The 24,397-nt window shown below is 65.1% G+C and carries 27 protein-coding genes; 23 read left to right on the top strand and 4 right to left on the bottom strand.

Annotated features, from left to right (window positions below; translation table 11 throughout):
- Window positions 1–255 precede the first annotated feature (255 nt).
- The 9 genes from K288_RS0124750 (at window position 256) to hemC (ending at window position 9,509) form a co-directional block, all read left to right on the top strand.
- Window positions 256–1,128 carry a xanthine dehydrogenase family protein subunit M gene (locus tag K288_RS0124750; protein WP_027581987.1) on the top strand — a complete coding sequence of 291 codons (873 nt, stop codon included), beginning with the start codon at window positions 256–258 and terminating at the stop codon, window positions 1,126–1,128.
- Complete coding sequence (locus tag K288_RS0124745) at window positions 1,118–1,609, top strand: (2Fe-2S)-binding protein (RefSeq protein WP_027581986.1); 492 nt, start codon at window positions 1,118–1,120, stop codon at window positions 1,607–1,609. The genes K288_RS0124750 and K288_RS0124745 overlap by 11 nt, the downstream gene beginning before the upstream one ends.
- On the top strand, window positions 1,606–3,948 hold the full coding sequence (locus tag K288_RS0124740) for a xanthine dehydrogenase family protein molybdopterin-binding subunit (RefSeq protein ID WP_027581985.1): 2,343 nt from the start codon (window positions 1,606–1,608) through the stop codon (window positions 3,946–3,948). The genes K288_RS0124745 and K288_RS0124740 overlap by 4 nt, the downstream gene beginning before the upstream one ends.
- On the top strand, window positions 3,945–5,063 hold the full coding sequence (locus K288_RS0124735) for a ring-opening amidohydrolase (RefSeq protein ID WP_027581984.1): 1,119 nt from the start codon (window positions 3,945–3,947) through the stop codon (window positions 5,061–5,063). The genes K288_RS0124740 and K288_RS0124735 overlap by 4 nt, the downstream gene beginning before the upstream one ends.
- Complete coding sequence (locus K288_RS0124730) at window positions 5,063–6,259, top strand: NAD(P)/FAD-dependent oxidoreductase (protein ID WP_027581983.1); 1,197 nt, start codon at window positions 5,063–5,065, stop codon at window positions 6,257–6,259. Before K288_RS0124735 ends, K288_RS0124730 begins: the two co-directional genes overlap by 1 nt.
- A gap of 28 nt (window positions 6,260–6,287) precedes the next feature.
- Entirely contained in the window at window positions 6,288–6,806 is a 519-nt protein-coding gene (locus tag K288_RS46435; protein ID WP_043160614.1) for a VOC family protein, read from the top strand.
- Window positions 6,807–6,899: 93 nt separating this feature from the next.
- Window positions 6,900–7,727: an aspartate dehydrogenase gene (locus tag K288_RS0124720; protein ID WP_027581982.1), complete on the top strand. Its 828-nt coding sequence runs from the start codon at window positions 6,900–6,902 to the stop codon at window positions 7,725–7,727.
- Between the two features lie 65 nt (window positions 7,728–7,792).
- Window positions 7,793–8,413 carry a bifunctional nicotinamidase/pyrazinamidase gene (pncA, locus tag K288_RS0124715; RefSeq protein WP_027581981.1) on the top strand — a complete coding sequence of 207 codons (621 nt, stop codon included), beginning with the start codon at window positions 7,793–7,795 and terminating at the stop codon, window positions 8,411–8,413.
- Window positions 8,414–8,513: 100 nt separating this feature from the next.
- The gene (hemC, locus tag K288_RS0124710) at window positions 8,514–9,509 is read left to right on the top strand and encodes a hydroxymethylbilane synthase (RefSeq protein ID WP_027581980.1); all 996 of its coding nucleotides are present in this window, start codon (window positions 8,514–8,516) and stop codon (window positions 9,507–9,509) included.
- 95 nt (window positions 9,510–9,604) lie between these two features.
- On the opposite strand, the gene K288_RS0124705 is transcribed toward hemC, so the two are convergent.
- The 3 genes from K288_RS0124705 to K288_RS0124695 are packed head-to-tail and all read right to left on the bottom strand — an operon-like array spanning window position 9,605 to window position 12,165.
- Window positions 9,605–10,297 (bottom strand): DUF1045 domain-containing protein, encoded by a 693-nt coding sequence (locus K288_RS0124705; protein WP_027581979.1) that lies wholly within the window; start codon window positions 10,295–10,297, stop codon window positions 9,605–9,607.
- Between the two features lie 21 nt (window positions 10,298–10,318).
- Window positions 10,319–11,512 (bottom strand): alpha-D-ribose 1-methylphosphonate 5-triphosphate diphosphatase, encoded by a 1,194-nt coding sequence (locus K288_RS0124700; RefSeq protein ID WP_027581978.1) that lies wholly within the window; start codon window positions 11,510–11,512, stop codon window positions 10,319–10,321.
- A complete protein-coding gene (locus tag K288_RS0124695) occupies window positions 11,509–12,165 on the bottom strand; it encodes a DapH/DapD/GlmU-related protein (protein ID WP_027581977.1) in 657 nt (218 codons plus the stop codon). Before K288_RS0124695 ends, K288_RS0124700 begins: the two co-directional genes overlap by 4 nt.
- A gap of 179 nt (window positions 12,166–12,344) precedes the next feature.
- Here K288_RS0124695 and phnC point away from each other — a divergent pair, with 179 nt between their 5' ends.
- The 4 genes from phnC (at window position 12,345) to phnE (K288_RS0124675) (ending at window position 16,067) form a co-directional block, all read left to right on the top strand.
- Window positions 12,345–13,160 carry a phosphonate ABC transporter ATP-binding protein gene (gene phnC, locus K288_RS0124690; protein ID WP_027581976.1) on the top strand — a complete coding sequence of 272 codons (816 nt, stop codon included), beginning with the start codon at window positions 12,345–12,347 and terminating at the stop codon, window positions 13,158–13,160.
- Between the two features lie 166 nt (window positions 13,161–13,326).
- A complete protein-coding gene (gene phnD, locus K288_RS0124685; RefSeq protein WP_027581975.1) occupies window positions 13,327–14,262 on the top strand; it encodes a phosphonate ABC transporter substrate-binding protein in 936 nt (311 codons plus the stop codon).
- 75 nt (window positions 14,263–14,337) lie between these two features.
- Window positions 14,338–15,222 (top strand): phosphonate ABC transporter, permease protein PhnE, encoded by an 885-nt coding sequence (phnE, locus tag K288_RS0124680; RefSeq protein WP_027581974.1) that lies wholly within the window; start codon window positions 14,338–14,340, stop codon window positions 15,220–15,222.
- Window positions 15,219–16,067, top strand: coding sequence for a phosphonate ABC transporter, permease protein PhnE (phnE, locus tag K288_RS0124675; protein ID WP_027581973.1), 849 nt, complete (start codon window positions 15,219–15,221; stop codon window positions 16,065–16,067). Before phnE (K288_RS0124680) ends, phnE (K288_RS0124675) begins: the two co-directional genes overlap by 4 nt.
- 158 nt (window positions 16,068–16,225) lie before the next feature.
- On the opposite strand, the gene phnF is transcribed toward phnE (K288_RS0124675), so the two are convergent.
- Window positions 16,226–16,957 carry a phosphonate metabolism transcriptional regulator PhnF gene (phnF, locus tag K288_RS0124670; RefSeq protein ID WP_027581972.1) on the bottom strand — a complete coding sequence of 244 codons (732 nt, stop codon included), beginning with the start codon at window positions 16,955–16,957 and terminating at the stop codon, window positions 16,226–16,228.
- Window positions 16,958–17,070: 113 nt separating this feature from the next.
- Here phnF and phnG point away from each other — a divergent pair, with 113 nt between their 5' ends.
- The 10 genes from phnG to K288_RS0124620 all read left to right on the top strand — a co-directional run.
- A complete protein-coding gene (gene phnG, locus K288_RS0124665) occupies window positions 17,071–17,532 on the top strand; it encodes a phosphonate C-P lyase system protein PhnG (protein ID WP_027581971.1) in 462 nt (153 codons plus the stop codon).
- Window positions 17,533–17,537: 5 nt separating this feature from the next.
- Window positions 17,538–18,143: a phosphonate C-P lyase system protein PhnH gene (gene phnH / locus K288_RS0124660; protein ID WP_027581970.1), complete on the top strand. Its 606-nt coding sequence runs from the start codon at window positions 17,538–17,540 to the stop codon at window positions 18,141–18,143.
- Window positions 18,144–18,145: 2 nt separating this feature from the next.
- Window positions 18,146–19,249 carry a carbon-phosphorus lyase complex subunit PhnI gene (locus K288_RS0124655; RefSeq protein ID WP_027581969.1) on the top strand — a complete coding sequence of 368 codons (1,104 nt, stop codon included), beginning with the start codon at window positions 18,146–18,148 and terminating at the stop codon, window positions 19,247–19,249.
- A complete protein-coding gene (locus K288_RS0124650; protein ID WP_027581968.1) occupies window positions 19,246–20,130 on the top strand; it encodes an alpha-D-ribose 1-methylphosphonate 5-phosphate C-P-lyase PhnJ in 885 nt (294 codons plus the stop codon). The genes K288_RS0124655 and K288_RS0124650 overlap by 4 nt, the downstream gene beginning before the upstream one ends.
- On the top strand, window positions 20,123–20,923 hold the full coding sequence (gene phnK, locus K288_RS0124645; protein WP_027581967.1) for a phosphonate C-P lyase system protein PhnK: 801 nt from the start codon (window positions 20,123–20,125) through the stop codon (window positions 20,921–20,923). Before K288_RS0124650 ends, phnK begins: the two co-directional genes overlap by 8 nt.
- Window positions 20,924–20,931: 8 nt before the next feature.
- Complete coding sequence (phnL, locus tag K288_RS0124640; RefSeq protein WP_027581966.1) at window positions 20,932–21,630, top strand: phosphonate C-P lyase system protein PhnL; 699 nt, start codon at window positions 20,932–20,934, stop codon at window positions 21,628–21,630.
- A gap of 29 nt (window positions 21,631–21,659) precedes the next feature.
- On the top strand, window positions 21,660–22,811 hold the full coding sequence (locus tag K288_RS0124635; RefSeq protein ID WP_027581965.1) for an alpha-D-ribose 1-methylphosphonate 5-triphosphate diphosphatase: 1,152 nt from the start codon (window positions 21,660–21,662) through the stop codon (window positions 22,809–22,811).
- Window positions 22,808–23,404 (top strand): phosphonate metabolism protein/1,5-bisphosphokinase (PRPP-forming) PhnN, encoded by a 597-nt coding sequence (gene phnN, locus K288_RS0124630; RefSeq protein ID WP_027581964.1) that lies wholly within the window; start codon window positions 22,808–22,810, stop codon window positions 23,402–23,404. The genes K288_RS0124635 and phnN overlap by 4 nt, the downstream gene beginning before the upstream one ends.
- 13 nt (window positions 23,405–23,417) lie before the next feature.
- Window positions 23,418–24,029 carry a pyridoxamine 5'-phosphate oxidase family protein gene (locus tag K288_RS0124625; protein WP_027581963.1) on the top strand — a complete coding sequence of 204 codons (612 nt, stop codon included), beginning with the start codon at window positions 23,418–23,420 and terminating at the stop codon, window positions 24,027–24,029.
- Window positions 24,030–24,139: 110 nt separating this feature from the next.
- Window positions 24,140–24,397: transposase (locus tag K288_RS0124620; RefSeq protein ID WP_043160599.1), on the top strand; the 258-nt coding region annotated here is incomplete at its 3' end.

Genomic DNA, 24,397 nt, shown 5'->3' with positions numbered 1-24,397 from the left:
GCCGAGACGTCACCGCATACTGGATGCCCCGCCTTCGCGGGGCATGACAGCGGAGCGCGGGTGCTTTCAGCAGGCTGTCTCAAGCGCGCCCAATGTTTATGCACGCGGTGAGCGGAATGAGCAGGGATTGGCTACATTTACATGCAGTTCTGAGCGCCTTTGGGCTCGCCGACTTTTGACTGGCATTGCTAGACTACAGATAGTTCTATCTCCGGTTTCCGAGCCGATGCGGATGTGTTCGTCGAACGAGCCTTTATGAAGCCTGCTCCCTTCAAATACGTCGCCGCTTCATCGCTGGATCACGCGCTTACGCTCAAGGCGGAACACGGCGACGAGGCGAGATTCCTGGCCGGCGGTCAGAGCCTGATCCCGGCGATGAATTTTCGCCTGGCGCGGCCGGCGGTCGTGATCGATATCAATGGTCTTGATGAACTGGCCGGCATTGCCCACGGTCCAACCATTCGCGTCGGCGCGCTGACGCGCTATTGCGCGCTCGAGCGGGACAGCGAGTTCCTTGATTCCTGCCCGCTGTTTGCCGACGCGCTACCGCATATCGCGCATCCGCAGATCCGCAACCGCGGCACCATCGGCGGCAACCTATCGCACGCTGATCCGGCGTCCGAGCTTCCCGCGCTCGCGGTCGCGATGGAGGCGCAGATGCGCCTGAAATCGGCCGGCGGCGAGCGGAGGCTTGCAGCATCGGAGTTCTTCGAGGGATCGCTCACCACCGGTCTCGCCGCCGACGAGATGCTGGTCGAGGTCGAGTTTCCGGCACTGCCGCCGCGCAGCGGCGCCTGCTTCATGGAGGTGTCGCGGCGCCGCGGCGATTTTGCCATCGCCGGTTTGGCCACCATTGTAACACTGGACGCCGAAGGCCGCTGCACCAAGGTCCGGCTCGCGCTGTGCGGTGTCGGCGAAACACCGGTCGATGCCAGCGAGGCTGCCGCGCCTTTGGTTGGCCACGCTTGCGCCGATCGGCCGATCGAGGCTGCCGCTGCCGCCATACGGGCAGCGATTGAGCCGGCCGGCAACGTCCACGCCAGCGCGGACTATCAGCGGCATCTCGCCGGTGTGCTGGCGCAACGCGCGATCCGTACGGCCTATCAGCGGGCGGCCAATGCAGCCTGACCGCCATGAGATCAGCGTCTCCGTTAACGGGACCGCTTATCGGCGCAACGTCGAGTCGCGGATGCTGCTCAGCGATTTCCTCCGCCACGAATTGTTGCTGGCGGGCACCCATGTCGGGTGCGAGCAGGGCGTCTGCGGCGCCTGCACGATCCTGCTCGATGGCGCACCAATCCGCTCCTGCCTGATGCTGGCAGTCCAGGCCAATGGGCACGAGCTTTCGACGATCGAAGGCCTCGCCTCCGATAGCGGCGAGCTCAGCCCGGTGCAGAAGGCGATGCACGAGCATCACGGCCTGCAATGCGGCTATTGCACGCCGGGCATCCTGATGACCATGACGGCATTCCTGAAGCAGAACCCGTCACCATCGGAGGAAGAGGTTCGCGAGGCGCTGTCCGGCAATCTCTGCCGCTGCACCGGCTACCAGCACATCGTCGACGCCATGATGGCGGCAGCGCAGGCGATGCGGGCCTCCGCGCCATGACCACACGGTTCTTCGGCGCCCCGGTCAAACGCAATGAAGATCGCAAGCTCCTGACCGGGCAGGCGCTGTTCATCGATGATGTCGAGCTTCCGGGCATGCTGCATGCGGCGTTCCTGCGCAGCCAGGCCGCGCACGCACGCATCAAGCGCATCGATGTATCCCGCGCGCGGCAGCGTCCTGGCGTGGTCGCCGTCTACACCGCCGACGATTACGGCGCTTATTGGCAGCCCGGTCCATTGCTGGTGCCACCGCCACCGATCCCGGGCAGCGTCTTCAACCAGCGCACGCAAGTGCCGCTCGCCAAGGACAAGGTCCGGCATGTCGGCGAGCCCCTGGCCGTCGTCGTCGCCGAGAGCCGCTACATCGCCGAGGATGCGCTCGACGATATCGAGGTCGATCTCGAGCCGCTGCCGGCGGTGATTGATCTTGAAGCCGCGCTGCGCCCCGGCTCGGTCCTGGTGCATGACGACCTCGGCTCGAACGTTTCCGCGCATGTGCATCAGAGCAAGGGCGACTATCGCGCTGCCGCCGCCAAGGCGCATTTGGTCATCAAGCGCCGCTTCGCCTACGAGCATGGCATTGCCTCGACCATCGAGACGCGCGGCGTCGTCGCGCATTGGGAAGCGCGCAGCCAGCATATGACGATCTGGGACACGACCCAGGCGCCGGTGTTCGTCCGCAACGGTCTCGCTGCGTTGCTCGGCCTCGGCGAGCGGCAGGTGCGGGTAATCGCGCCCTTCGTCGGCGGCGGCTTCGGGCCGAAGATCATGATGTTCTATCCGGAAGAGGTGGCGCTGCCCTGGATATCGATGCGGCTCAACCGTCCGGTGAAATGGATCGAGGACCGGTTGGAGCATTTCTTTGCCACCACGCATGAGCGCGGCCAGATCCACGATGCCGAGATCGCCGTCGCGCGCGACGGCCGCATCCTCGGCGTCAAGGACGTCTTCCTCCACGACGGCGGCGCCTATGATCCTTACGGGCTCACGGTGCCGATCAACAGCCAGTGCACCTTGCTCGGGCCATATGTGGTGCCGTCCTATGACTCCGCTTTCACCGCCGTCTTCACCAATCTGCCGATCGTGACGCCCTATCGCGGCGCGGGGCGGCAGCACGGCGTGTTCGTGATGGAGCGGCTGCTCGATCTCGCCGCGCACGAACTGAACATCGACCCCGCCGAGATACGGCGGCGCAACCTCATCCCGGCCGACGCATTCCCGTACAAGAACGGGATCATCTACCAGGACTTTTCCCAGCTCGAATATGACAGCGGCAATTACGAGCCGGTGCTCGACCAGGCGCTGCAGGCCATCGGCTATTCCGAGTTCAAGCGGGAGCAAAAGAAGCTGCGCGCGCAAGGCCGTCACGTCGGCATCGGTGTCGCCTGCTATGTCGAAGGCACCGGCATCGGGCCCTATGAGGGCGCGAGAGTGCAGGTGCAGGCCAACGGCAAGGTCAGCGTCGCGACCGGCATCGGCACGCAAGGGCAGGGGCATTTCACGAGCCTTGCCCAGATCGTCGCCGATCAGCTCGGCGTCGACGTCACCGATGTCGACATCGTCACCGGCGACACCGACCAGTTCTACTGGGGCGCCGGCACGTTCGCGAGCCGCGGCGCGGTCGTCGCCGGCAATGCCGTCAACGAAGCCTCGCGCGCGGTGCGGCAGAAGGCGCTGAAGCTCGCCAGCGACGCCTTCGAATGTGCCGAGGAGGATCTGGTGCTTGCCGACGGCAGGATCTCGATCGTCGGCATTCCCGAAAAGTTTCTTGGCCTCGGCGAGCTCGCAAAGCGCGCCAACCCGATGCGTGGCGCGGTGAAGCCCGGCACCGAGCCGGGGTTGGAATCGACGCAATATTTCGGGCCGCCGAGCGGCGCGACCGCCAATGGCGTGCATGCCATGATCGTTGAGGTCGACCCTGATACGTTCGATCTCAAGATCCTGAAATATGTCGTCGTCCACGATTGCGGCACGGTGATCAATCCGCTGATCCTCGAAGGGCAGATCCATGGTGGCGTCGCGCAGGGCATCGGCAACGCCTTCTACGAAAAGCTGGTGTTCGACGACCAGGGCCAGCTCCTGAATGCCTCGCTCGCCGACTATCTGTTGCCGACCGCGCTCGAGGTGCCGCGCATGGAGCTCGGCCACACCGTAACGCCGTCGCCGCTCAATCCGATGGGCATCAAGGGCGCAGGGGAAGCAGGGGCGATTCCCGTCGGCCCCCTGTTCGCGCAGGCGATCGAGGACGCGCTGCAGCTCAAGGAAAAGAACGTGGAACTGCTGGAGGTCCCCTTGAGCCCGAGCCGGATTTTCGACCTGATCAAGGCGAGCGAGCCATGAGGACGGCGCGGGTTTTCCGGCTGTCGATGGCGCATCCCGGCGATCTCTCCGAGCTGGATCGCCTGATCGCCGACGGCACGGTCCGCGGGGCCGATGTCGTCGCCATCATCGGCAAGACCGAGGGCAATGGCGGCGTCAACGATTTCACCCGCGGCTATTTCACCCAGACCTTGATGCTGCTGCTGTCGAAATATCTGAACAAGCCGGCGGAGCAGTTGATCCGTGAAATCCCCTGCGTGCTCTCGGGCGGCACCGAAGGCGTGATGAGCCCGCACTACAGCGTCTTCTGCATCAGCGAGGCCGAGCCGGCGCCAGAGGCTGGACCCTCGCTCGCAATCGGCACCGCGTTCAGCGATCCGGTCCCGGCGGAGGATATCGGCCGCCGCGCCCATGTCGACAGCGTCGCAGATGCCGTGCGGACGGCGATTGCCAATGCCGGAATCGAGCGATTGGAGGACGTCCACTTCGTGCAGGTCAAATGCCCCTGCGTAACGGTCGCCCGCGCCGCTGCGGCGATCGCGGCCGGCAAGACTCCGCTCACCAACGATCCCAACAGATCGATGGCCTATGCGCGTGCCGCTGGTGCATTCGGCGTCGCCGTCGCGCTCGACGAACTGGCGCCGTCCGCCTTCACCGATGCGTCGCTGCTCAGCGACTTCTCCATCCAGTCGCCGCGCGCCAGCATTTCCTCCGGCGTCGAAGTCGAAAGCAACGAGGTCGTCGTGCTCGGCAACAGCCCGCGCTGGATGGGGGCGTTGCGCATCTCGCACCGTCCGATGGCGGACGCACTCGACATCGGCGCCGTCGTCGACGTGCTCGCCGATCTCGGCATCGCGGCGAAGCCACAGGTCTCACCGACCGACGCGGCACGGATCGCGACCGTGCTGGTCAAATGCGAGCCTGACCGGCGCGGAAGAATTCGCGGCAACAGGCACACCATGCTCGATGACACCGATATCAACGCCCAGCGCCACATCCGCGGCGCGGTTGCCGGCCTCGTCGCCGGCGTGATCGGCGATGGCAGGATCTTCGTATCCGGCGGTGCCGAGCATCAGGGCCCGGACGGCGGCGGCCTGATTGCCGTCATCGCTTCGCAAAAGGAAGGGTTGGCCTGATGCGCATTGTCATCGTCGGCGCCGGCGTCGCGGGATGCGTGATGGCGCGTCGGCTCGCGCTATTGGACGGGGTGGAGGTGACGTGCCTGGAGCAGGTTGCGCGCGACGATCATTCCGAAGCCGGCACCGGCCTCAATGTCGGGCCCAACGCCGTCAAGGCAATGAAACTGATCGATCCAGAGCTAGCTGAGCGCATCATCGCGGCGAGCTTTCTCTGGAGAAATTGGCGGATCTCACTCACCGACGGCACCGTGCTGTTCGACCTGCCGCTGAAGGAGGTCGCGGACGGACCGGGCTGGCGCATCCGCTGGTCGGAGCTTTACCGCGTGCTGCGCGAGGCCGCCGGCGACACGGTCTCCTATGGCTGTGAGATCGTCGAGGTCGGCCGTGACAGCGTGGATCCGCGCAAGACCTTCGTCGCCTGGACGCAGCACGGCAAGACGCAGCGGCTCGACAACATCGATCTGCTGATTGCCGGCGACGGCCGCTACTCGCAGGTGCGCCGCGTGATTTCCGGCGAGCCGCGGATCACGCCGACGGGAGTGGCCATCTTCCGCGTGCTGGTGCCGGATACGTCGCGCGGCCTGATCGACGATTACGAGCAATGGTTCAACGGACCGAACCGGCTGTTGTCGTTCCGCGTGCCGCCGGACCACATCTATGTCGCCGGCACTTTCCCGATCGATCCCGACGCGCAGATCTCCGAGAGCCAGAAAACGCCGGAAGTTCTCCGTGCCGCCTACACGCCGCGCGCCGCGCCGCCGAGCGACCAGGAGCGCTGGCTGATCGACACCGTCTGCAACAATGTCGCCGACACCCATTGGGCGCGGATGCAGGAGCACGAGGTGTTGTACCGCGCCGGCGATCGCAACCTGCTCTATCTCGGCGATTCCGCCCACGGCATGGTGCCGACGCTGGGGCAGGGCGCGACCCAGGCGCTGGAGGATGCCGCCAATGCAGCCGCGTTGATCACGCAGCGCCACAAGGCCGGAAGCCGCGATGTCGCAAGCTGGCTCGCCGAGTTCGAGGCGCTACGCAAGGACCGCATGCGTTTCGTGATGGAGTTCTCGCTTGCCGCCACCGATACGATGCTGGCAGGCGCCGATCCCGTCGCCGGAACCCTGCACAAGAACGAAGCTCCGTTCCTGAACAAGTTGAAGTCGCTCTACTGCGACGTCGGGCTGCCGCTAACCTAACGTCCAAGGATTTGAGGAGATCAACGTCATGACCAGAGCCGAACCGACGCTGCCGATCGCAACCGTGCACGGTCTCTATCATATCGCCATCAAGACCGAGAATTTGCCGGCAACGCGGAAATTCTACACCGAGATCATCGGGCTTCGCGAATTCGCGCGGCCTGATTTCGGCTATCCCGGCGCCTGGCTCGGTTGCCCACAGCCGGGCGGGCTCGCGATCATGCACATCTATGCCGGCGGTCCCGCGCTCGGCCCCGAAGGCAAGGCGCCGGCGGGAACGGCGGCGATCGACCACGTCTCGCTGTCCTGCTCCGGCTATCGCTCCTTCGTTTCCCGCTTCAAGCGGGCGGGGCTCGACTGGCGCGAATTCATCGTGCCGGGCACCACGCTCTGGCAGTTGTTCGTCTACGACCCCAGCGGCGTGCAGCTCGAACTGACCTTCGAATGCGGCGGCGAGGGCGAAGAAAAGCCTGATATGTCGGCGGCCCGCAAATATGTTGCCGGCGCAAGCTTCTTCGACAAGGCGACTTATCCAAAGCTCGCCTGACGGTGGCCGGTGATCGCCTGATCCATCCAATCGGCGATTGACACCCGGCTGCTGGTGCGGGACAGGACAGGCATCTGTCCTGGGAGCAGTTGTATGGTGGATTCGAGCAGCGCACGATCCGCGGCGCGTGTGGCCGTTGCAGGCCTCGGCGCCATCGGCGCAAGCGTGGTGAAGGAGCTGGATCGCGGCATCGAGGGATTGGCGCTCAGCGCGGTCTCGGCGCAGAACGTCGCCAAGCACCAGGCCTGGCTCGATGACCTGAAGACTCCGCCCAAGATCCTGCCGATCGAGGAACTGGCCGAAGCGGCCGACATCGTGGTCGAATGCGCGCCGAGCAAGCTGGTGCGTTCGATCGTGGCGCCGGTGATCGAGCGCGGCAAGACCGCGGTCGTGCTCAGCGTCGGCGCGCTGCTGCAGAACGAGGACCTGATCGCGCTTGCGAAGAATAACGGCGGCCAGATCGTGGTGCCGACCGGCGCCTTGATCGGGCTCGACGCCGTCACTGCCGCGGCCGAGGGCACCATCCATTCGGTCCGGCTGGTGACGCGCAAACCGCCGCTTGGGCTCGCCGGCGCGCCCTATCTGGTCGAGAACGACATCAGCGTCGAAGGGCTCGCCGAGCCGCTGCGGATTTTCGAAGGAACCGCCCGCGAGGCGGCAAAGGGCTTTCCGGCCAACCTGAACGTCGCCGTGGCGCTGTCGCTGGCCGGCATCGGCCCCGATCGCACCCGGGTGGAAATCTGGGCCGACCCGACCGTGACGCGCAACACCCACCGCATCGAGGTGGATTCCGATTCGGCGCGGTTCTCGATGACGATCGAGAACATCCCATCGGAAAACCCGCGCACCGGCCGCATCACCGCGCTGTCCGTGATCGCCTGCCTGCGCAAGCAGCGCGCCTCGCTGCGCATCGGGACGTAGGGTTGTCTGCTGCGAAGCTGCAAATTTTCAGCTAAGTTCGGCGAAAGAATACAGCCGAGTTGCCCATGCGAATTCACCCCGACGACCTGCTCCTCATCGTCGACGTGCAGAATGATTTCTGCCCCGGCGGCGCGCTCGCCGTTGCCGATGGCGATGCGGTGGTGCCTGTCGTCAACCGCCTCTCCGGGCGGTTCGATCATGTAGTGCTGACCCAGGACTGGCATCCGCGCGGTCACAGCTCCTTTGCGACCTCGCACCAGGGCTCCGCGCCGTTCGAAACCATCACCATGCCCTATGGTCCGCAGACGCTGTGGCCGGACCATTGCGTGCAGGGCACGGCGGGCGCCGCGTTCCACCCGCAGCTTTCGACCGACAGAGCGGAGCTGGTGATCCGAAAGGGCTTTCGCTCCGCGATCGATTCCTATTCCGCCTTCTACGAGAACGACCGCACCACGCCGACCGGCCTTGCCGGCTATCTGCGCGAGCGCGGACTGAAGCGGATCTTCATGGCCGGGCTCGCCACGGACTATTGTGTCCACTATTCCGCCCTGGATGCGCGCCGCCTCGGCTTCGAAACCGTGGTCGTGGAATCCGGCTGCCGGGCGATCGATCTTGCCGGATCGCTTGCGGCCGCCCATGCGGCAATGGCAGCGGGTGGCGTTCAGGTCGTGACCGACCTGGATTGACGCGCTTTCCTTCATCCCGGAACAGGCGGCGAAAAGCGTTGTTTTGATTGGGCTTTTGCTCTAATCCCTCGACTTTATCGGCGGTTCGAACGGAGACACTGTGTCGGGACAGACCTTACGCATCGGCACGCGCAAGACGGCCATGGCAATGGCGCAGACCGAGGAAGTCGCGCGCTTGTTGCGTGCGTCGGCTTCCGACCTGACCGTCGAGATTGTCAGGTTCGAAACCCGCGGCGATCAGGACCAGACCAGCAAGTTGCTGCGCCATGGCGGCAAGGGCGGCGCCTTTGTCGCCGAGATCCGCGAAGCGATGCGCGCGGGCGAACTGCAGGCCGCGATGCATTCGCTGAAGGACGTGCCGGGCAATGAGGAGACGCCGGGCCTCGTGATCGGCGCGACCCTCCCGCGCGACGCCGCAACCGACTGCCTGGTGCTGCGTCCGGGCGTTTCACTGGAGAGCTTTCGCGCGGGCCGCGGCAAGGGCTTCAAGATCGGCACCAACGCGGTGCGCCGCGCCGCTTACTTACGCAGGCTGTTTCCTGAAGCAAGCGTGATCCATTTCCGCGGCGCCGCCGACACGCGGATCGCAAAGCTCGATCGTGGCGACAAGCAGCGTTTGCCCGATGGCAGCGAGGTCGGCCCAGCCGATGCGCTGGTGATGGCGCGCTCGGGGCTCGAGCGCATCGGGCGTGCATCGCGCATCGCCTATGAATTCCCGGTAGACGAGATGCTGCCGGCAGTCGGGCAGGGCATCGTTGCCGTCGAATGCGCGGCAAACGATTTCGCGACGCGCGCCCGCCTTGCCGGGATCGAGAATGCGTCATCGCGCCTTGCCGCCGAAGCCGAACGCGAGGTGCTGTGGATCTTGAACGGCCACTGCAATTCGCCGATCGCCGGCCACGCCACGCTCGCCGGCGGCGAAATGATTTTGCGCGCCTCGGTGCTGGATGAAACCGGCGACCGCTTCATCGAGGCATCGCGCACCGGCGCCGCCGACCGTCCCCGCGAACTCGGTCGTGCCGTCGGACTGGAGTTGCTCGACAAGGGCGCCGCCGAAATCATCGCCCGTACAAGGCCGGAAGAGACGGACGAGTAAGTCGTAGCCCGGGTGAAGCGCAGCGCAACCCGGGACCGCTGGTAGACGCTGGTGCAGAAATCCCGGGTTACGCGTTCCGCTCCACCCGGGGCTACTCAGAGTGCGCGCAGTGGCCAGTGCGCGATGACTCGAAACCGCGATGCTGCATCATCCTGGCGAAACACTGCGAGCCGGTCGATAGCGAGCGTTGCGAGCCGCACGGAGGCAAAGCGCTCACGCAGCATCGGCACTACGACTTCATGGCGCTCGGCTTGCAATCGCCCGGTCAGCGTCATGTGGAAGCGGAATTCTTCCATTACGTAAGGATAGCCCCAGCGGTCGAGATAATCGACCTGCCGCGGCGTCAATCGCTCGGGATTTCGCCTTGCGCGATCCTGCGGCGTCAGCGCTGCGCGGAATGAATCGAAATCGCGGGTGACGTCGGCCGCAAGCTGCTGTAACTCCGCCGACGGTCTTGCCGGGATCATCGCAATGAAGCCGCTGATCGAATCGATGATGGGTTCGATCACGGGAATTGGCCGCGGCGTAGCGGCGAAAGCCTCGCATGCGCCAATCAGATCAGCTTCGGTCTTTCCTTCCGCCAGCGCCATCGGCGCTTTCAGCGTGGCATGAAAGCCGTATTTGCGCGGGTCCTGCGTGATCTCGCGCCAGCCTGGCAGCACGCCCTCGGGAAAAGGCAGGTCGCCGCCCCGGTAAACATCGTAGCCGAGCATCTTGGCGCCGAAACGATCGAGCGCGCTGTCCGGCGCCGGCGCGTAGTAGAGGGCATAACGCGGATAATTGGCCATCATCGAAAGACCGGGGAAACGTCAAGCGGCAGCAACCGCTTTGCGCGGTGCTGTGGAGTAGGTGAGCCGGCTGGCGTCGGCCAGATGCACGAGACGTCCCGCTGCGATCACCGCAACAATGCGAGGCCGCAGCGGCACCTTGTCATCGACAATGATCATGTCGGCGCGGCGACCTTCGGCGAGCACGCCGCGGTCGTCGAGCCCGGCGGCGCGCGCCGGCGCTGCCGAGATCAGGTCCCACGCCTTTTCCAGCGGCAGAATGCCATCAGCGGCGAGGCGGAAGGCCGCGAGCAATTGTGCCGGGTAGTAATAGTCCGAGGCCAGTACCGAGCAGAGGCCCTTGGCGATCATGTCGGACGCTTTGGTCCAGCCGGTGTGGCTGCCGCCGCGCACGACGTTGGGCGCGCCGTACACGATGTCGTCGCCGGCGGCTGCCGCATCGCGCGCGGTCTCTTCGTTGACAGGGAATTCGGCGATGCCGACGCCATGGTCGCGAAACCCCTTCCGCATCTCGGGGCTGTTGTCGTCATGCGAGAGCATCCGGACATTGGCCGATCGCGCCGCGCTGGCGAGACGTGCGATCGAGGCGGGCACATCGTTCGCGCGCGACACCACGCGTGTGACGAGATCGTCGAACTGCTCGGCCGAAAGGCCGGTGCGCTCCACCATCCGGTTACGCTTGCGCGGCCTTGCCAGGTCCCCGATCGTCCCGTCCATATGGTCGTTGAAGGCGAACAGATCGACACGGCCCTCCGCGAGCCAGTCAACGATCTCCGCTTCGGCGTCGAGATTGTAGGTCTCATGGCGCAGATGGAAGCGCGTGTCGGCGGCAAGCTGTGGGCGCATCTGCTCGATCGCTTCCAGCAGCCTCCGCGCATTGTCGGCGCTGCGCAGACCCGGCTCCCATGACCAGGTGGTGGCGTGGAACACCGTCGTGATGCCGTTTGAGATCGCCTGGCGGTCGCTGTCGGCGAGCGCCACGTCGATCGGGAAATCGACGCCGGCGCGCGGCATCATCTGCCGCTCGAAGGCGTCGCCATGCAGATCGACGATGCCGGGCAGCACCTTTAGATCCCGCGCATCGATGCCGAGCGCGTCGCGACCATCTCCATCTTCGCCGAGGGTTGCGATGTCGAGGCCCGCGGTCCGCAGCCGCGTTTCGACGAGTTCGCCGTCAACGAGCGCCTTGCCGCGTTCGATAATAATGTCGGTCACGAGATGGCACTCCGGCGGGCTGTTGGCGCGTTCACCGCTTCATACTTTGTGAGGAAGTCCCCGACAACCAGCTTGCGGAAATCCGGTAGCGCCTGGCGCAACATTTCGTGATCCCAGTCCCACCAGGCGAGCGCCGCAAGGCGGCTGGTGATGTCGTCCGGAAACCGTTTTCGAATCGGCCGTGCGGGATTGCCGGCGACGATGGTGTAGGCGGGAACATCCTTGGTCACGATCGCGCCAGCCGCGATCACCGCGCCGGTTCCAATGGAGCGGCCAGGCAGGATGATCGCGCCATGCCCGATCCAGACGTCATGGCCAATATGTACGCGGTGCTCCCGGCGCCATTCGAAGAATTCGGCCTCGTCATGTTCGCCCGGGAAGTATGCGCTGGCGCGATAGGTGAAATGCGCTTGCGTCGCGCGATGCATCGGATGATTGCCGGGATTGATCCGGGTCATCGCCGCGATCGAGCAGAATTTACCGATCGTGGTGTAAGTGAGCTGCGCGTCGTTCACGACGTATGAATAGTCGCCCATCGTGACTCCAAGCAGGATGGTTCGCGCCCCGACCTCTGTATATGCGCCAAGCTGGCTGTCCCGCACCGATGCGGTGGGATCAACGGTCGGTACAACGGAAAGCAGCTTGCCGGCCATCTTCGCCTCTCGAACGGTTGTGGGGAGCGCACGTCTTCGATGCGCCTCATAACATTAGCGTGACAGATGAGTGACATCGCCGACGCTGTGCAGCATTGCCGCACTGCGGTGTGTTTGTCACACAACTGTAATGCGGTGGCGTTAGCCGTTTGCGTGACGTGACGGGTTCGGAGCACTGCATGCTGGTGGTGGAAGGTTTGACGTGCCGTTTCGGTACAAAAGCCGCGGTAGATAATGCTTCGTTCTCGGTTCAGCCCGGTAGTTTTGTCGGCGTGATCGGCCGCTCGGGCGCTGGCAAGTCGACATTGCTGCGGATGGTCAATCGTCTCGCCGATCCCACCGAAGGCCGCATTTTCTTCGAAGGTGTCGACGTCACCGCGTTGCGCGGCAAGGCGCTGCGGCAGTGGCGGGCGCGTTCGGCGATGATCTTTCAGCAGTTCAACCTGGTTGGCCGGCTCGACGTGCTGACCAATGTGCTGATGGGCCGCCTTGCCGAGATCCCGGCCTGGCGGTCGCTGACCCAGCTTTGGCCCGACCAGGACAAGGCACTGGCGATGTCGGCGCTCGAGCAGTTCGACATGGGGCAGTTCGCCGCCCAGCGCGCCGACCAGCTCTCCGGTGGCCAGCAACAGCGCGTGGCCATCGCCCGTGCGCTTGTGCAGGAGCCCGATATCATCCTCGCCGACGAGCCGATCGCCTCGCTCGATCCGCGCAATACCAAGATCGTGATGGATGCGCTGCTGCGCATCAACAAGCATTTCGGCATCACCGTGCTTTGCAACCTGCATTCGCTCGATCTGGCACGCAGCTATTGCGACCGCCTGATCGGCATGGCGGCGGGCCGCGTGGTGTTCGATGGTCAGCCGTCGATGCTGACGGATCACATCGCCCGCGAGCTCTACGATCTCGAGGCCAATGATGTCATCGGCGGGGCGCCAATGCCCGCGCCCGATGCCGCAACAGCTCCGGCGCTCGGCTCCGCAGCCGCGGCCTGAACGTCGCAACCTTATTCCAGGGAAAGCCGCTGCAACCGCAGTCGGCCTCTAGAGCATGATCCGGAAGCGTGAAAGCCGATCATGCTCAAACAAGAGATGAGGTCATGATCCGATTCCATCCAATCGGATCATGATCCAGCCGTTACCATAACAGCAGGGGTAAACCATGATCACTCGTCGCATCGTTCTCGCTGGCGCTGCCGCGCTCGCGTTCACCGCGTCCGCGTCGGCGCAGGACTGGAAAACGAAATATCCGGAGCTGACCTTCGCGGTCGTGCCGGCTGAAAACGCTTCCGGCGTTACCGAGCGCTGGACGCCGTTCGTCAACTACCTCTCCAAGGAACTCGGCGTGAAGGTCACGCTGCGTATCGCCAACGACTATGCTGCCGTGATCGAGGGCCAGCGCTCGGGCAACATCCAGATCGCCAGCTACGGTTCGGCCTCCTTCGCCCGGGCGCGGCTGACGGGCGTCAAGACCGACGCCTTCGCCAACGACATCAACGCCGACGGCTCGACCGGCTACTACTCGGTGTTCTTCGTCAAGGCGACCAGCCCCTACAAGACCGTCGAGGACGTGAAGGGTAAGAACCTCGGCCTCGTCGATCCGAACTCGACCTCGGGCAACAACGTGCCGCGCTTCGAGCTCAACAAGAAGGGCATTCCGGACGCCGAAGCCTATTTCAGCAAGGTCGTCTTCACCGGCAGCCACGAGAACGCGGTCCTCGCGCTCTCGCAAGGAACGGTCGACGTTGCCGCCAACCAGTGGACCAGCGACGACGACTCCACGCTCGCCCAGATGCTGCACAAGGGCATGCTGAAGAACGCCGACGGCTCGCCGATGAAGAAGGAAGATTTCCGCATCATCAACAAGTCGGCCGAGATCATCAACGGACCGTACGCCTACAACTCCGATCTTCCCGACGATCTCAAGGCCGCGATCGCGAAAGCCTTCTTCGAAGCGCCGACCAAGGACAAGGCGATGTTCGACAAGCTCTCCGACGGCCAGAAGAAGGGTTTCCACCCCGCGACCACCAAGGACTGGGACGGCACGATCGAGCTGATCAAGTTCGTCGACACCCTGCGCAAGAAGAAGGCGTCCTGATCGGTTGACATGAACTGAACAGGCCGGGTCGATTGCGACTCGGCCTGTTTCCGTTGAGGGCAAGCAGTAGATCCGATGACCACCGCCGTATCCATCCTTCCCGCCCAGCAGCTCGCGGCGCTGAACGAGGCCTATCGCAAGGCGGTCGCGCGCAAGCGGCTGAAGACGATGCTGGCGGTCGCGGTGTTCATCGCGGCGCTCGTCGTCGCTGGCATCGGCGCCGAAGTGAACCTGCGCACGCTCTTCACCTATTTCGGCAACTTCGTCTCTTATTTCGACCGCATCCTGACGCTGGATAGCGGCCAGCGGGTCTGGACCGATTTCGGCGAATGGTTCTGGGGCTGGCACAGCTGGCTGAAGCTGCTCGCCGAGACCATTCTGATCAGCTATGTCGGCACGCTGATCGGCGCCGTTCTTGCGCTTGCGCTGAATTTCTTCGTCGCCCAGAATACCTCGCCCGGGCCGTGGCTGCGCTTTGTCGTACGGCGGCTGCTCGAGTTCGCGCGCACGGTGCCCGCCATCGTGTTCGCGCTGGTGTTCGTGATCGCGTTCGGGCTCGGGCCGATGGCGGGCGTGCTGGCGATCGCCGTGCACTCCACCGGCGCGCTTGGCAAATTGTTCTCCGAGATCGTCGAGAATGCCGACATGAAGCCGGTGGAGGGCATCCGCTCGACCGGCGCGAGCTGGCTCTCCTGCATGCGCTTTGCGGTGCTACCGCAGGTCTCGGCGGGCTATGCCAGCTATGCGCTGCTGCGCTTCGAGATCAACGTGCGTGAAGCATCCGTGATGGGTTTTGTCGGCGCCGGCGGCATCGGGCAGGAGCTCGTGGTCGCGATCCGCAAATTCTATTATTCCGATGTCAGCGCCATCCTTGTTACCATCATCGTGACCGTGTTCGTGATCGACATCAGCACCGGCTGGTTGCGCGCAAAACTGTTCGGCAAGGAGGCGCAGGCATGAGCCAGTTGCCGAAGCCGGATTCGCAGGCGCTGCGAACGAAATATCCTGATGTTTTCGAGCGCCCGGCCTCTGCGCGGCTCGCCACGCCCTTGATGCTGCTGTCGGCATTCGCAGTCTTCGGCTTCGGACTATACGATCTCGACTTCTCACCGACCAAGCTGGTGGGCGGCCTGCGCGAGCTCGGCTGGATCACGCTGATGATGGTCCCGCCCGATCCCGGCTCGTCGCTGCCGACCTATCTCTCCGCGCTCGGCGAGACGCTGTCGATCGCGCTGCTCGGCACGACGCTGGCCGCGTTCATGGCGCTGCCGGTCAGCCTGCTCGCCGCGCGCAACATCGTGCCCTCTGCCATCTTCCGTTTTCCGGTGCGGCGCTTCCTGGATTCGATCCGCGGCGTCGACACGCTGATCTGGGCCTTGGTCTGGATCAATGTCGTCGGCCTCGGCCCGTTCGCCGGCGTGCTCGCCATCGCGGTGTCGGATTTCGGCGCCTTCGGCAAATTGTTCTCCGAGGCGATCGAGGCCGCCGACAAGAAGCAGGTCGAGGGCATCCGCGCCTCCGGCGGCAGTACACTGCACGAGATCCGTTTCGGCCTGATGCCGCAGGTGCTGCCCGTGATCGCGGGGCAGGTGCTCTATTACATCGAGTCGAACACGCGTTCGGCGACCATCATCGGCATCGTCGGCGCCGGTGGCATCGGGCTACAGCTCGCCGAGCAGATCCGCGTCCTGGAATGGCAGAAGGTGTCGTTCCTGATATTGATGATCCTGATCGCGGTCGCCGTGATCGACTGGATCTCGACAAAACTCCGCTTCGCCATCATCGGCCAGCGCGCGCTGGCGTAAGGAGTCACCTCGCCCCGCTCTTGCGGGGAGAGGTCGGCGCGAAGCGCCGGGTGAGGGGACTCACCGCTCACTCACGTCTATCGAGTTTGCGGATGCAGCCCCTCACCCCAACCCTCTCCCCGCAAGAGCGGGGCGAGGGAGAATAAGCGCCCGCGCCTTTAGCCGTTCTCGACCAAAAACTCCACGCGCTCGGCGGCGAAGCGCGAGCGCTTGGTCACCAGCGGCCTGCCGTCGGGATCGACGTCGGTAGAGTCGACCACCAGGATCGGGCGGCCAAGCGCCACGTCGAGTCGCGCGGCGTCGGTGGCGTCGACGATGCCGGCGGTGATCCGCGTCGAGGCGCGCCGATAGTCGCGGACGCCGAAATGTTCCAGCAGCTTCGTCATCGAGCGGAGATCAGCGTAGACCTCTCCAGCGCCGGGAAAGCGCGCGGCCGAAAGCCATGTGGTGGCGACGCAGATCGGCGCGCGGTCGGCGAACCGCAGCGACTCGATCCGGACCAGCGGCGCGCCGACCTTCAGTCCGAGTTCCCGCGCCAACTCCCGGCTCGCCACGTCTTCCGACGCATCGATCAATTGCCCGCCTGGTTCGCGGCCGCCGGCGCCGACGATCTCCGAGAACCGAGTCCGTGAGCGCAGCGGATAGGCGATCCGCTGCGCCTCCACATAGGTGCCGCTGCCGCGCTCGGCGCGCACCAGTCCGCGCTCGGCGAGCGCCGCCAGGGCGCGCCGCACCGTGTGGCGGTTCACGCGGTAGGTCTCCGCGATCTCCATCTCGCCCGGCAGCTTCTCGCCCGCGGCAAAGCGCCCCTCGGCGATGCCGCGCTCGATGCCGTCGGCGACCAATCGCCACAGCGCGACGCCGGATGACGCGGTGTCCTGCATACTCATATCGGAAACCCAGTTCTGCCGAAAATCATGCCCCAGTCATCAAACAGTCATGGCGTTTGCTTATCAAGTTGTCTATTACTATAGACAACTTGAGTCGGGCAAGGTTCCGCAACATGACGAAGACCGAGCAAGACAATAAACGGGCGCAGCGCAAGGCGGCAATGGCTGTGCTCGCGCAGTCCGAGGCCGCCGAAATTTCGGCCCGGCTCAGCGCGATGGCGCTGCCGGCTCACAGGACCTTGCGCGAGCCGGAAAACGGCCTCGTGATGGTGCGCGGCCGCGTCGGCGGCGATGGCGCGCCCTTCAATCTCGGCGAAGCGACGGTCTCGCGCTCAGCAGTGCTGCTTTCGACCGGCCAGGTCGGTTTCGGCTACACGCTCGGGCGTGACCATGAGAAGGCGCGGCTGATCGCCTTGTGCGACGCCATGGCGCAAACGGACGCCTTTGCCGATGCGGTCGAGTCGGAAGTGATCGCGCCGCTGCGCATCGCCATGATCGCGAAGCGGAACCGGGAGGACGCGGAAACGGCGGCGACGCGGGTTGATTTCTACACCATGGTGCGCGGCGAGGGCTGAGGGAGATGACAACGGTTGCCGAATTGCCTCCGGGCTTCTCCGACAAGGTCTTGTCGGCGCAGGCGACGTTCCGTTCCGTGATGAACGCAATGGCGCGTCCCGGTACGGTGCAGCGGATCGCGGCATCGGCGGGCGCGCCTGACGGCGTGATGAACGGCACGGCCGCAATCGCGCTGATGCTGTTCGACCACGACACGCCGATCTGGCTCGATGGTGCGATGTCGACCACTGGCATCGCCGAATGGCTGAAGTTTCACACCGGCGCGCCCATCACCAGCGATCCTGCGAATGCAAGCTTTGCGCTGATCGGCGATCCCAAAGATATTCCCGCGCTCGAGCGTTTCGCGCTCGGCAGCAGCGAATATCCCGATCGCTCGACCACGCTGATCCTGCAGGTCGACAGCCTGTCGCACGGCGCTGCCTACGAACTGCGCGGCCCCGGCATCGACGGCTCAACATTGCTGACTGCGAGCATCGAGCCGCACGATCTGTTCGATCGGCTCGCCGTCAACGCCACGCTGTTCCCGCGCGGCATCGACGTCGTGCTGGTCGCGGGCGAAGAGATTGTCGCGATTCCGCGCACCACGCGGCTTGCTCATGGGAAGGACTGACGATGTACGTTGCAGTCAAGGGTGGCGAACGCGCCATCGAGAACGCCCATCGCCTGCTCGCGCATGAACGGAGAGGCGACCGGGAGGTGCCGGAGCTTACGCTTGGGCAGATCTCCGAACAGCTCGCGCTCGGCGTCGATCGGGTGATGGCGGAAGGTTCGCTCTATGATCGCGAGCTGGCTGCGCTCGCGATCAAGCAGGCGCGCGGCGACATGATCGAGGCGATCTTCCTGGTCCGGGCTTTCCGCGCCACGTTGCCGCGCTTCGGCGCCACCGCGGCGGTCGATACCGGCAACATGCAGATCCGCCGCCGTATCTCCGCGACCTTCAAGGACGTTCCCGGCGGCCAGATCCTCGGCCCCACCTTCGACTACACCCATCGCCTGCTCGACCCGCAGCTTGCCGAAGGCTTTGTGCCGGAGGCGCCCGCGACCGGCGAAACATCGTCCGCCGAGACGCCACGCATCACCGACATCCTCGCCCACGACGGCCTGATCGAGCCGTCGCCGCAAGTAGAGGCGGACGCTCCAGTCGGCGACCTCACGCGCGAGCCGCTCAGCTTCCCGGCCGACCGCGATCTCCGCCTGCAGAATCTCGCCCGCGCCGACGAAGGTTTCCTGCTGGCGCTCGGCTACTCCACCCAGCGCGGCTATGGCCGCAACCATCCCTTCGCCGGCGAGATCCGCTTCGGCGAGGTCGAGGTCGAATTCCTCGCCGAAGACGCGGGCTTCGCCGTTCCGCTCGGGAGGATCGAACTCACCGAGTGCCAGATGGTCAACCAGTTCAAGGGCTCAGCGACGGAAGCGCCGCGCTTCACCCGCGGCTATGGCCTCGCCTTCGGCCAGAGCGAGCGCAAGACCATGTCGATGGCGCTGGTCGATCGCTCGCTTCGCGCGCGCGAACTCGGCGAGGAGGTGAGGGCGCCGGCGCAGGACGAGGAATTCGTGATGTCGCATTCCGACAATGTGCAGGCGACCGGCTTCGTCGAGCATCTCAAGCTGCCGCATTACGTCGACTTCCAGTCCGAACTCGGCCTGCTGCGCAGGCTGCGCAAGGAGTTCGCCGAAGCCAATACATCGGAGCTGCTGCAGGAGGCCGCCGAATGAACGCGCCATCCTACAATTTTGCCTATCTCGACGAACAGACCAAACGGATGATCCGCCGCGCGATCCTCAAGGCGATCGCGATTCCCGGCTACCAGGTGCCGTTCGCGAGCCGCGAGATGCCGATGCCCTATGGCTGGGGCACCGGCGGCGTGCAGGTCACCGCCGCGATTCTCGGTCCCGATGATGTCCTGAAGGTGATCGACCAGGGCTCGGACGACACCACCAACGCGATCTCGATCCGCAAATTCTTCGGCAAGACCGCAGGCGTTGCGACCACCACGTCGACGACGGAGGCCACGGTCGTCCAAACCCGTCACCGCATCCCCGAGGCGCGACTGCATGAGGGGCAGGTGCTGGTCTATCAGGTGCCGATCCCCGAGCCGCTGCGCTTCCTCGAGCCGCGCGAGACCGAGACGCGGCGCATGCACGCGCTCGCCGAATACGGCTTGATGCACGTCAAGCTCTACGAGGACATCGCGCGCTTCGGCCATATCGCCACCTCCTACGCCTATCCGGTGAAGGTGAATGCGCGCTACGTGATGGATCCGTCGCCGACGCCGAAATTCGACAATCCGAAGATGGATAATTGCCCGGCGCTGCAATTGTTCGGCGCCGGCCGCGAGAAGCGCATCTACGCGATCCCGCCCTACACGACCGTGGTCTCGCTCGATTTCGAGGACCATCCGTTCAAGCCGTACCGCTTCGATGCGCCCTGCGCGCTCTGCGCCGCGGAGAATTCCTACCTCGACGAGATCGTCACCGACGACAAGGGCGGGCGGATGTTCGTCTGCTCCGACACCGATTATTGCGAGCAGCGCCAGGCCGAAGGCCATCGCGGCCGCGAGAGCGCAGCGCCGCACAAGGAGAGGGCGCATGTCTGAGCCGGCAACCACGCCCGACGACGATCAGCCGCTGCTGATTGCGGACGGCCTGTCGAAGAATTACGGGCGGCTGGCCGCCTGCCGCGACGTGTCGTTCTCGCTCTATCCCGGCGAGGTGCTGGCGATCGTCGGCGAATCCGGTTCGGGCAAGTCGACGCTGTTGCAACTGCTTTCGGCACAGCTCGCGCCGAGCGCAGGCGGCGTGTCCTATCGCATGCGCGATGGCGTGCTGCGCGATCTTGCCTCGCTCGGCGAAGCCGAGCGGCGCTTCTTGTTCCGCACCGATTGGGGCTATGTGCACCAGGATCCCGCGCAGGGGCTGCGCATGGCGGTCTCCGCCGGCGCCAATGTCGGCGAGCGGCTGATGGCGGTCGGCTGGAATCACTATGGCCGCATCCGCGACACTGCAACGACATGGCTGGAGCGCGTCGAGATCGACATCGGCCGCATCGACGATGCGCCGAAGACCTATTCCGGCGGCATGCGGCAGCGCCTTCAGATCGCGCGCAACCTCGTCACCGCGCCGCGGCTGGTGTTCATGGACGAGCCGACCGGCGGGCTCGACGTCTCCGTGCAGGCCCGCCTGCTCGACCTCATGCGCAATCTCGTCAGTGAGCTCAACCTCGCCGCTATCGTCGTCACGCATGACCTCGCGGTGGCGCGACTGCTTTCGCACCGGGTGATGGTGATGAAGGGCGGCCGTGTCATCGAGACCGGCCTGACCGACCAGGTGCTCGACGACCCGCGCGAGCCCTACACCCAACTGCTCGTTTCCTCGATTCTGCCGCCATGAGGGCACCGATGACTGCGATGATCGAAATCTCCAACGCGGCAAAGACCTTCACCATGCATCTGCAGGGTGGGGTCGAACTGCCTGTCGTGAGCAACGTCGCGTTCCATGTCGAGCCGGGCGAATGCGTCGTGCTGTCCGGGCCATCGGGCGCCGGCAAGTCGTCGATCCTGAAGATGATTTTCGGCAACTACCGTTGCGACACCGGGCGGATCGACATCCGCCACCAGGGCAAAGTGATCGATCTGGCCAGCGCCGAGCCGCGGCAGGTCCTGAGCGTACGCCGCGCCACCATCGGTTATGTCAGCCAGTTCCTGCGCGCAGTGCCGCGGGTGCCGACCATCGACGTCGTCGCCGAGCCGCTGGTCGACAACGGCACGCCGCGTGCAGAGGCACGCGACAAGGCCGGCGCGCTGCTCCGCCGTCTCAACATTCCCGAGCGGCTGTGGCGGCTGCCGCCCTCGACCTTCTCCGGCGGCGAGCAGCAGCGCGTCAACATCGCGCACGGCTTCATTTCCGATCTGCCGATCCTGCTCCTGGACGAGCCGACGGCCTCGCTCGATGCGGCCAACCGCGCCGTGGTGGTGGAACTGATCGGCGAGAAGAAACGCCGCGGCGTCGCAATGGTCGCGATCGTGCATGACGATGAAATCCGTCATCTGATTGCAGACCGAATCGTGGATGTCACGTCATTCGCTGCAGCGGCATAAGAGGGCAGCGGCATGAGAGGGAAGGGGAGATGACCGCAAGAGAGACCATCATCGGCAATGCCCGCCTTGTGCTGGCCGACCGCGTCATCGAGCGCGGCTGGGTCGCCTTGGCCTCCGGCCGCATTGCCGAATTCGGCGAGGGGAGTGCGCCTGATGGAAGCGAGGATGCCGGCGGCGACCTCATCATGCCCGGCATGATCGAGCTGCACACCGATCACCTCGAAGCCCACTACGTGCCGCGCCCGAAGGTGTTCTGGGACCCGGTCGCATCCGTCATTTCCTATGACGCGCAGCTCGCAACCTCGGGCATCACCACTGTGCTGGATTCGCTTCGGGTCTGGCGCGAGGATGGTGCCGAGGGCATCGATGGCCGCGCCGGCATTCTGGCGGCGGCGATCTCGGTGGCGCGCGACGGCAATCTCCTCCGCGCGGATCACTTCCTGCACCTGCGCTGCGAAATCCCGATGCCCGATGTGGTGGCCGAGGCGAAGGAGCTGATCGATCGGCCCGACGTGCGGCTGATGTCTCTGATGGACCACACACCCGGCCAGCGCCAGTTCCGCGACGAGGTGAAGCTGCGCGACTACTATCGCGGCAAGGGCGGCGGCATGACCGACGCCCAGCTCGATGAGCTCTTCGCACGACGCTTCGCCAACCAGAAGGCCTATGCCGCCGCCAACATGCGCGCCATCGTCGCGCTCGCGCATGAGTACAACATCCCGCTCGCGAGCCACGACGACACCACGGAAGAGAACGTGGTCGACGCCGTGCGCGATCGCGTTTCAGTGGCGGAATTCCCGACCACGATGGAAGCCGCGCGCGGCCTGCATGCGGCCGGCATCGACATCCTGATGGGCGCGCCCAACGTCGTGCGCGGCGGCTCGCATTCCGGCAATATCGCCGCCGTCGATCTCGCCCACGAGGGGCTGCTCGACATCCTGTCGTCCGACTACATCCCTTCGAGCCTGTTGATGGCGGCGCTGCAATTGCCGCAGCACGTTCCGGCGATCGATCTCGCCTCCGCGGTGCGCACGGTGACGAAGGCGCCGGCCGAAGCGGTGGGGCTCGCCGACCGCGGCGAGATTGCGGTCGGCAAACGCGCCGACCTGATCCGCGTGCATCTCGCGCGCGACCTCCCGGTGGTGCGCAGCGTCTGGCGGGAAGGGGAGCGGGTCGCATGACGGAAGCCCGGGCAGTTGCAATCGAGACACTTGATCCGATCGGTCCCGGCCGCCTGGTGCTGGTGGTCGGCCCAAGCGGCGCCGGCAAGGATACGCTGCTCGGCCTCGCCAAAGCGGCCTGTGCCGAGGAAGGCAATGCCGTGTTTGCGCGCCGCGTGATCACACGCGCCTCCTCGCCTTCCGAGGACAATGAGGAGGTCAGCGCGGAAGCGTTCCACGAAGCGGTGGCGCGCGGCGACTATGCGATGCATTGGGAGGCACACGGCCATGGCTATGCGCTGCCGCGCGCGGTCGACGACGATCTGCGCGCCGGCCGTACCGTGATCGCCAACGTCTCGCGCACGGTGATATCGATGGCCCGCCGCGCCTACGTCAATGTCGCCGTGGTCCAGATCACCGCGCCGCCGAACGTGCTGGCCGAGCGGCTCGCGATGCGCGGACGCGCCAGCGACGGCCGGATCGAGCATCGGCTCGGCCGAACCGTCGACGAGACCACCGCCGCGCCGGACTTCACCATCGTCAATGTCGGCGCCGCCGATTATCACGCGCGCCAGCTCGCGCGGATCATCAGAGGAAACCGTTGGGACGAGTAAACAAAGGGAGCCGATGACACGTATCGCGACAACAGAACAATTGGAGGCGATCTACGGCTTCCCCAACGATGCCTCCACCGTTAAGGTCGCGGACCGCCTCACGCCGCCCTATCGTACCCTGATCGAGAAATCGCCGTTTGCGGCGCTCGCCACCGTCGGTCCGGAAGGCATCGATTGTTCGCCGCGCGGCGATCTGCCCGGCTTCGTCCGCATCCATGACGCGAAGACGTTAATGATGCCCGACCGCCGCGGAAACAACCGCGTCGATTCGCTCCGCAACATCGTCCGCGACCCGCGCGTCGCGCTCTTGTTTTTGATCCCCGGCTCCGGCACCACGCTGCGCGTCAACGGTCGCGCTCATCTGTCGATCGATCCGGATTTGCTCGCTTCCTTCAGGATGGAAGGCAAGACGCCGCGCTCCGTCATGGTCATGACCGTCGACGAGATCTACTTCCAATGCGCCCGCGCGATCGTCCGCGCCGACCTCTGGAATCCCGACAAGCGCGTCGATCCCGGGACATTGCCGACGCCGGGCCAGATCCTCGCCAGCATGAGCGAAGACAAGGTCGGCGGCGAAACCTACGACCGCGAATGGCCGGAGCGCGCCCGCCAGACGATGTGGTAGAGCTCCACCGTGTAGGGCGGATTAGCACTACTGAGTCAAGCGGTCGCGGTCTTTTGGGGCTGAGAATCAAGTAATTGAAGAGATTCAATATTTGGCACGTGGAGGGCCAGATGGATCTCGATCAGAGCGAAGCACGGTTTGCGGAGTATGTGGCCGGTCTTGGAAGCGCGATCGGTCACGCGGAGCGGACGAGGCCGCTGCGCGACTATTGCACGGGGCTGATGCTGCCTGGGGAGCGCAAGAGCGTGGAGCCGATGGCGGCGCGGACGGCTCCGGCGCGCACGGCGGCACAGCACCAGTCGCTGCTGCATTTTGTCGCCAACGCGGCCTGGTCGGATGAGGACGTGCTGGCCAAGGTGCGCGAGATG

Source organism: Bradyrhizobium sp. Ai1a-2 (assembly GCF_000426245.1).
In the GTDB taxonomy this organism is placed as follows: domain Bacteria; phylum Pseudomonadota; class Alphaproteobacteria; order Rhizobiales; family Xanthobacteraceae; genus Bradyrhizobium.
Note: the sequence above shows the minus strand (reverse complement) of the source record. Positions and strands in the feature narration are given on the sequence as shown.

Excerpts from the sequence above, each read along its gene's own strand:
- K288_RS0124705 (WP_027581979.1), bottom strand. The coding sequence starts at position 10,297 with ATGGCCAATTATCCGCGTTATGCCCTCTACTACGCGCCGGCGCCGGAC.
- K288_RS0124720 (WP_027581982.1), top strand. The coding sequence starts at position 6,900 with ATGGTGGATTCGAGCAGCGCACGATCCGCGGCGCGTGTGGCCGTTGCA.
- phnK (WP_027581967.1), top strand. The coding sequence starts at position 20,123 with ATGTCTGAGCCGGCAACCACGCCCGACGACGATCAGCCGCTGCTGATT.
- K288_RS0124740 (WP_027581985.1), top strand. The coding sequence starts at position 1,606 with ATGACCACACGGTTCTTCGGCGCCCCGGTCAAACGCAATGAAGATCGC.
- phnE (WP_027581974.1), top strand. The coding sequence starts at position 14,338 with ATGACCACCGCCGTATCCATCCTTCCCGCCCAGCAGCTCGCGGCGCTG.
- pncA (WP_027581981.1), top strand. The coding sequence starts at position 7,793 with ATGCGAATTCACCCCGACGACCTGCTCCTCATCGTCGACGTGCAGAAT.
- K288_RS0124745 (WP_027581986.1), top strand. The coding sequence starts at position 1,118 with ATGCAGCCTGACCGCCATGAGATCAGCGTCTCCGTTAACGGGACCGCT.
- phnN (WP_027581964.1), top strand. The coding sequence starts at position 22,808 with ATGACGGAAGCCCGGGCAGTTGCAATCGAGACACTTGATCCGATCGGT.
- K288_RS0124655 (WP_027581969.1), top strand. The coding sequence starts at position 18,146 with ATGTACGTTGCAGTCAAGGGTGGCGAACGCGCCATCGAGAACGCCCAT.
- phnC (WP_027581976.1), top strand. The coding sequence starts at position 12,345 with ATGCTGGTGGTGGAAGGTTTGACGTGCCGTTTCGGTACAAAAGCCGCG.
- K288_RS0124695 (WP_027581977.1), bottom strand. The coding sequence starts at position 12,165 with ATGGCCGGCAAGCTGCTTTCCGTTGTACCGACCGTTGATCCCACCGCA.
- phnD (WP_027581975.1), top strand. The coding sequence starts at position 13,327 with ATGATCACTCGTCGCATCGTTCTCGCTGGCGCTGCCGCGCTCGCGTTC.
- K288_RS0124635 (WP_027581965.1), top strand. The coding sequence starts at position 21,660 with ATGACCGCAAGAGAGACCATCATCGGCAATGCCCGCCTTGTGCTGGCC.
- K288_RS0124730 (WP_027581983.1), top strand. The coding sequence starts at position 5,063 with ATGCGCATTGTCATCGTCGGCGCCGGCGTCGCGGGATGCGTGATGGCG.
- phnL (WP_027581966.1), top strand. The coding sequence starts at position 20,932 with ATGACTGCGATGATCGAAATCTCCAACGCGGCAAAGACCTTCACCATG.
- phnF (WP_027581972.1), bottom strand. The coding sequence starts at position 16,957 with ATGAGTATGCAGGACACCGCGTCATCCGGCGTCGCGCTGTGGCGATTG.
- K288_RS0124650 (WP_027581968.1), top strand. The coding sequence starts at position 19,246 with ATGAACGCGCCATCCTACAATTTTGCCTATCTCGACGAACAGACCAAA.
- phnG (WP_027581971.1), top strand. The coding sequence starts at position 17,071 with ATGACGAAGACCGAGCAAGACAATAAACGGGCGCAGCGCAAGGCGGCA.
- K288_RS0124735 (WP_027581984.1), top strand. The coding sequence starts at position 3,945 with ATGAGGACGGCGCGGGTTTTCCGGCTGTCGATGGCGCATCCCGGCGAT.
- phnE (WP_027581973.1), top strand. The coding sequence starts at position 15,219 with ATGAGCCAGTTGCCGAAGCCGGATTCGCAGGCGCTGCGAACGAAATAT.
- K288_RS0124625 (WP_027581963.1), top strand. The coding sequence starts at position 23,418 with ATGACACGTATCGCGACAACAGAACAATTGGAGGCGATCTACGGCTTC.
- phnH (WP_027581970.1), top strand. The coding sequence starts at position 17,538 with ATGACAACGGTTGCCGAATTGCCTCCGGGCTTCTCCGACAAGGTCTTG.
- K288_RS0124750 (WP_027581987.1), top strand. The coding sequence starts at position 256 with ATGAAGCCTGCTCCCTTCAAATACGTCGCCGCTTCATCGCTGGATCAC.
- K288_RS46435 (WP_043160614.1), top strand. The coding sequence starts at position 6,288 with ATGACCAGAGCCGAACCGACGCTGCCGATCGCAACCGTGCACGGTCTC.